This is a genomic window from Sphingobium sp. TKS (assembly GCF_001563265.1).
GTDB lineage: Bacteria > Pseudomonadota > Alphaproteobacteria > Sphingomonadales > Sphingomonadaceae > Sphingobium.
In genome coordinates, this window is record NZ_CP005084.1 from 368674 (window position 1) to 375000 (window position 6327).

Annotated in this window: 5 protein-coding genes, 2 rRNA genes and 1 pseudogene (1 of these 8 only partly in view); all 8 read right to left on the reverse strand. The window is 60.2% G+C overall.

Features of this window, described 5'->3' with window-relative positions:
• Positions 1-47 precede the first annotated feature (47 nt).
• A complete protein-coding gene (locus tag K426_RS22545; RefSeq protein WP_158511767.1) occupies positions 48-1562 on the reverse strand; it encodes a carboxylesterase/lipase family protein in 1515 nt (504 codons plus the stop codon).
• The gene (locus tag K426_RS22550) at positions 1555-1842 is read right to left on the reverse strand and encodes a hypothetical protein (RefSeq protein ID WP_066562584.1); all 288 of its coding nucleotides are present in this window, start codon (positions 1840-1842) and stop codon (positions 1555-1557) included. Before K426_RS22550 ends, K426_RS22545 begins: the two co-directional genes overlap by 8 nt.
• Complete coding sequence (locus K426_RS22555) at positions 1794-2150, reverse strand: hypothetical protein (RefSeq protein WP_066562586.1); 357 nt, start codon at positions 2148-2150, stop codon at positions 1794-1796. Before K426_RS22555 ends, K426_RS22550 begins: the two co-directional genes overlap by 49 nt.
• A 31-nt stretch (positions 2151-2181) precedes the next feature.
• Positions 2182-2478 carry a hypothetical protein gene (locus K426_RS32635; protein WP_237230151.1) on the reverse strand — a complete coding sequence of 99 codons (297 nt, stop codon included), beginning with the start codon at positions 2476-2478 and terminating at the stop codon, positions 2182-2184.
• 11 nt (positions 2479-2489) lie between these two features.
• A complete protein-coding gene (locus K426_RS32640) occupies positions 2490-2972 on the reverse strand; it encodes a hypothetical protein (protein ID WP_237230152.1) in 483 nt (160 codons plus the stop codon).
• A 224-nt stretch (positions 2973-3196) separates the two neighbouring features.
• Positions 3197-3376, reverse strand: a pseudogene (locus tag K426_RS22565) (IS3 family transposase); the annotation flags it as partial.
• Between the two features lie 283 nt (positions 3377-3659).
• Positions 3660-3774 (reverse strand): 5S ribosomal RNA (rrf, locus tag K426_RS22570).
• Positions 3775-3904: 130 nt separating this feature from the next.
• Positions 3905-6327 (reverse strand): 23S ribosomal RNA (locus tag K426_RS22575); it runs 387 nt beyond the window's last position.

Genomic DNA, 6327 nt, shown 5'->3' on the forward strand with positions numbered 1-6327 from the left:
TCGAACTCCTCGAAGCCAAGGGCACATGGGCCGGGCCGAAATCGCTGTCAGGGCTGCGCATGCGCGCCGTCCAGTTCGAATGCATCCATTCGAACTGGACGGGATCGGCCGTCGGTGCGCGAAAAGGGTTCCCAGTCGGGCAAGAGCGGCCATGATGTGCGCAGGGACAGGCTGTCGCCAAACTCCAGGATGCTCATCGTTCCGGGCGCATAGCGCGGCCATTCGATCGACCCTGGCGCACCTGTCTTGGCAAAGGTCACCCAGGCGGCATGCATCGCCGCTGCAATACGGGTATCCGTGGCGTCATGGCAATGATCCGATTCGCCGCGTGGCGGCAGTTCCGGCCGGTCGAAGACATAGCTGACATCCTCGCTATGTTTCGGCGCCCCTTTCCCCGGCCGACGGCGGGTGAAGGCATAGCGCCAGACAGGCACGCCCGCTCCCGCGAAAACCCTGGACAGCGCGGCAACGCCATAGGTGAACCGGGTGTCGCCGAAGAGATCCCCCAGCGCGCCGGCTACATCGTCATCGGACGCGACCGGATAGGCCTGGCCCCCTTGTGCGGCGTCTTCGCCGAATGTCCTGTCGAGCAGGGCAGCGAAATCCTCACGCGCCCTGACCGGCCAGGTGGCGACAGCGTTCGACCCCTCATCCTCCATGCAGCCGCCAATCGCCGGCACATGGGCGAAACGACCACCCAGGAAGCTGTCGCGATCGTCCGCCGGCACGACATGGCTGTCACGGATCAGGCGCAGGATGCGGGGCGCCGTGAGGCTGCGGACAGCGGGCTCGATCAGCGTCTGCCGGTCCAGCAGATCCTCGGCCGACAGCGCGAGTAGCGCGGCGATGTCGGCGTCCAGCGCTGCGCCCGCTTTCTCGGCGTCCGCGAGCGAGGCGAGCCGCCGGAAGGCGCCGGGGCTTTGCAAGATCACCTGCTGGAACAGCCCCTGGGCCAGGGGCGAGGTCATCAACGGACTGATCGAGGCCGCGCTGGCCGATACGCCGAACAAGGTGACGCGGTCTGGGTCGCCGCCGAAGCGGACGATGTTCTCGCGCACCCAGCGCAGGCCGGCGATCTGGTCCAACAGGCCATAATTGCCAGAGCTTCCATCCTTCGATTCGGCGGTCAGTTGCGGATGGGCGAGGAAGCCGAACATGCCCGTGCGATAATTGATCGAGACATAGATGACACCGTCGCGCGCGAAGGTCATACCATCGGCGCGTTCTTCAGCCCCACTGCCGAACTGGAAGCTGCCGCCGAAGATCCAGACCATCACCGGCAGCCCTTCGTTCGGTCGGGCGGCCGGCGTCCAGACGTTGAGCGTGAGGCAATCCTCGCTCTGTTCGGATGCGCGCGATCCGATCGGAATGGCGGTGCGCTGCGGGCAATCGGCGCCGAAACGGGTCGCGTCACGCGGCGCGGTCCAGGCTTCGGGCGGCGCGGGCGGCCGCCAACGGCGCGGCCCAACCGGCGGCGCTGCGAAGGGGATGCCGCGAAAGACGCTGATCATATCGATCCGCTCGCCCCGGATCGGACCATGAGTGGTTTCAATGTCAAGCATGGCGCGACGCCCCTTCGGATCCGGCATAATCGGCGTCCCGGCAGAAAAGCGCCATCACGACGAGCGCCAGGAGCGGCCCCAGCGCCATCACGATAAAGGCGCTGGAAAAGGAATTGGTCCGCGCGAACACCGCGCCGATCACGATGGGGACGACCACGCCGCCCATCTGCTGCACCGCGTTGGTGACGCCAGTCGCCGTACCGGCGGTGTGGGGTCCACCGACTTCGGCAATCAGCGTGGACAGGATCGGCCCCCAACTGAAGCCGAAAAAGCCCAGCATCTCGGCCACCAACTGGAATGCAGCGAAGGCACGGAGACGATGAAGCTGAAGCCGAAGGTGAAGACGCCCAGCAGGACCAGCGCCGGCCCCATGCCCAGCCGCGAGCCCAGCCGGTCGACCACCGCTCCGCCGACAAGGTTGGAGACGACATAGCCGCCGAAGAAGGCGCTGGCGAAGGAACCGAGCGCCGCAAGCGGAATCCCGTTCGCGGCGCTAACGCTGGGCGCGACCGCGGACCAGGCCAGCCGGTCCAGAAAGGACAGGAGCAAGGCCACCCAGGCGATGGCCAGAACGATCCAGCGGCTCATGGCTCACTCTGATGCGCGGGGTCATCAGCGATCAGCTCCAGAGCGCGAAGCCAAGCCCGGTGCCGGTCTTCGCTTCGGTGCGAATGCCCGGCACATAGCCTGTCCAACTGACATCCAGCGCTTCCATCGCGCCCGCGACGCAGATCCAGTTGCGGATTTCCGAACTGCCCGAATTGAGCTTGGCCCGCGGTAGTGCGCGCAGCGCATCGGCATCCTTTGCCCGGATTGCACGGAAAATCTCCTCATCCAATTCCTCATCGACGAGGAAATGGCTGAGCCCGCCCGACGCCACGATGCCGACCCGCGCGTCGCCCGGCAACGTTGCCACCGCGCGCGCAATCACGTGGCCGATGGCGTAGCATCGCGCCGGCGTGGGTTGGTTGGGCGGGAAATAGGTGTCAGGAACACCGGCACGATCGGAACTGGCGTGTTGCGCAGCAATTGGGTGTGGATGAAGGCAACCGAATGGCTTTCACCCTTCCCTCGCGGCAACGCGCTAGCGGTCGATACATCGAAATCGCTGTCGATCAGCATGTCGATAAGGTGGCGGGCCAGGTCATGCGCGACCGGATAATCATAGGCGAAGGCCGAATATTGACGCTCCGATGCGCGGACGAGCCATTCGGCGCGGCCCGGGGCGGCCTTGTAGGGCAGGGCCGTGATGGTTTCGCCATAATAGACGAGCAGCGCGGCGTGATTGTCCTGCAAATACAGCTCGTTCTGGTCGTCGCCCACGATGATCAGCGCGTCTAGCTCCGCGCCCAGGATCGCGTCCGCCAAGTGCTCGACATGCCCCCGTGCCTCCACAAGGCGCCCGGCCAAGCCTTCCGGGGTTAATAACGGGGCAAGGCTGTTGAGCTGGCCCGGTTGGTCTGAACAGGGATCGGCATCGGATAAGTGGATCGTCTGCCGGTTTCATCGTCGAACTGCCGAGATGGGGGGTCAAGGAGGGAGGGCGTAGCCCGACCGGAGTGACGCCCCATCTCGGCGGCCAATTTCATGCTGCCATCGCCACCGGCAGATTGTCAAAACATGTCTGGTCCGGGGGGCGTCGGCTTCGATGTGTTCGGGCGACGGTAGATCGCCTCGATCGCCATCTTCTTCATCAGCGTGGCGACATGCTGGCGACCAATCTCGATGCCTTCCTGCCGCAGCAGATCGCGTAGCATCCGACTACCCGCGAACGGAAATTCCAGGTGCAACTCGTCGATGCGCCGCATTGCTGCTCGCCGCGCTGTTGTTTTTAAGTGCCAGCGGCGGGGCGGCACTGACGGCGATGGGATCGCGCCTGTGGGAACCGGTGAAACTCTCGGCCCGCTGGTCTGGGCATGATCGGAATCAACGCGCGCGCTCCTGACGCCCTTGGTAGGCGCTGGCCGTTCCGACGAACCCGGAAAGACGGGTGCTACAGAACGCAAGAAGCCCGCCTGAGAGGCGGGCTTGAAGCATGCGGAGGCCGCATGTTGTATGTGAATGGGTTGTGTATGTTTTCAAAGCGCGAGCTGCAATGCCTGGCGACGCCCTACTCTTCCGGGGCTTGAGCCACAGTACCATCGGCGCAGACTGGTTTCACGGCCGAGTTCGGGATGGGATCGGGTGGGTCACAGACGCTATGGTCACCAAGCAATGAAGCTTGCGCTTTGGGTTTCAATCGATGCCGTGCATTTTACGGTAGATATATCTGGCTTGAGGTTGATCACCACGTTCGATGAGCGACGCTGGGATTATCCAGCACTGTCATTGATGGTGGGACTCTCAGGCGCGATCAGAGCAATTAGGACCGGTTAGCTCCATATGTTACCACACTTCTACATCCGGCCTATCAAGGTCGTGGTCTACGACCGCTCGAAGAAATCTTATCTTGAGGGAGGCTTCCCGCTTAGATGCTTTCAGCGGTTATCCCGTCCATACATAGCTACCCTGCTGCGCCCTTGGCAGGACGACAGGTACACCAGAGGTATGTTCAACCCGGTCCTCTCGTACTAGGGTCAACTCCTCTCAAATTTCGACGCCCACGGCAGATAGGGACCAAACTGTCTCGCGACGTTCTGAACCCAGCTCACGTACCACTTTAATTGGCGAACAGCCAAACCCTTGGGACCTGCTCCAGCCCCAGGATGTGATGAGCCGACATCGAGGTGCCAAACGATTCCGTCGATATGAGCTCTTGGGAATCATCAGCCTGTTATCCCCGGCGTACCTTTTATCCGTTGAGCGATGGCCCTTCCACGAGGGACCACCGGATCACTATGACCGACTTTCGTCTCTGCTCGACTTGTCAGTCTCGCAGTCAGGCGGGCTTATGCCATTGCACTCTAACAGACGGTTTCCAACCGTCCTGAGCCCACCATCGCGCGCCTCCGTTACTCTTTAGGAGGCGACCGCCCCAGTCAAACTACCCGCCACAGAGGGTCCCTGCACCGGATAACGGTGCGAGGTTAGACATCAGAAAACAACAGGGTGGTATTTCACCTATGGCTCCACGACAACTGGCGTCATCGCTTCAAAGCCTCCCACCTATGCTACACAGTTCTTTCCTAATGCCACTCTGAAGCTGCAGTAAAGGTGCACGGGGTCTTTCCGTCTAACCGCGGGTACTCCGCATCTTCACGGAGAATTCAATTTCGCTGAGCATATCCTGGAGACAGTGGGGAAGTCGTTACGCCATTCGTGCAGGTCGGAACTTACCCGACAAGGAATTTCGCTACCTTAGGACCGTTATAGTTACGGCCGCCGTTTACCTGGGCTTCAATTCAGTGCTTGCACACCTCCTCTTAACCTTCAGGCACCGGGCAGGCGTCAGGCCCTATACGTCGTCTTGAAGCCGACTTAGCAGAGCCCTGTGTTTTTGCTAAACAGTCGCTACCCCCTGGCCTGTGCCCCCCACAAGTGCTTGCGCATATGTGGGGCCTCCTTCTTCCGAAGGTACGGAGGCAATTTGCCGAGTTCCTTCAGGATACTTCTCTCAAACGCCTTGGTATACTCTACCATTCCACCTGTGTCGGTTTAGGGTACGGTCTATACGGAGGGGCTATTTCCTGGGACAACTTCCCTGCCTGGACCAATCCAATAAGGCCAGACAAGTTACGCCATCCGTCACACACCTCCAGGCCCACGAATATTAACGTGGTTCCCATCGACTACCCCCTTCGGGCTCGTCTTAGGGGCCGGCTTACCCTGCTCAGATTAGCTTTAAGCAGGAACCCTTGGAATTTCGGCGACAGTGCATCTCACACTGTTAATCGCTACTCATGTCTGCATTCGCACTTCCGATACCTCCACCACCCATTACCAGATGGCTTCAACGGCCTACGGAACGCTCCGCTACCGCTCAGATCAAAGATCTGAACCCTAAGCTTCGGTGCACGTCTTGAGCCCCGTTACATCTTCGCCGCAGAACCTCTTATTTAGACCAGTGAGCTGTTACGCTTTCTTTAAAGGATGGCTGCTTCTAAGCCAACCTCCTGGTTGTTTTGGAAGTTCCACATGCTTTCCCACTTAGACGTGACTTGGGGACCTTAGCTGTAGGTTAGGGCTGTTTCCCTTTTGACGACGGACCTTAGCACCCGCCGTCTGTCTGCCGGACTAGACTCGTTGGTATTCGGAGTTTGGTTAGAGTTGGTAGATCTCGCGACCCCCGCATCCATCCAGTGCTCTACCCCCAACGGCAATCATCCGACGCTCTACCTCAATAGATTTCGCGGAGAACCAGCTATTTCCCGGCTTGATTGGCCTTTCACCCCTAAACACAACTCATCCGATAATTTTTCAACATTAAACGGTTCGGCCCTCCAGTGCGTGTTACCGCACCTTCAGCCTGGTCATGCCTAGATCGCCGGGTTTCGGGTCTAATGCATCATACTCAATCGCCCTATTCAGACTCGCTTTCGCTGCGCCTACACCTAACGGCTTAAGCTTGCATGATACACTAAGTCACAGACCCATTATGCAAGAGGTACGCGGTCAGGTCTCAAGAACCCTCCCACTGCTTGTAGGCATCCGGTTTCAGGTACTGTTTCACTCCCCTCATCGGGGTGCTTTTCACCTTTCCCTCACGGTACTGGTTCGCTATCGGTCATGTACGAGTATTTAGGCTTGGAGGGTGGTCCCCCCATGTTCAGACAGAGTTTCACGTGCTCCGCCCTACTCAAGTCCTGATGTTTCGCTTTCACATACG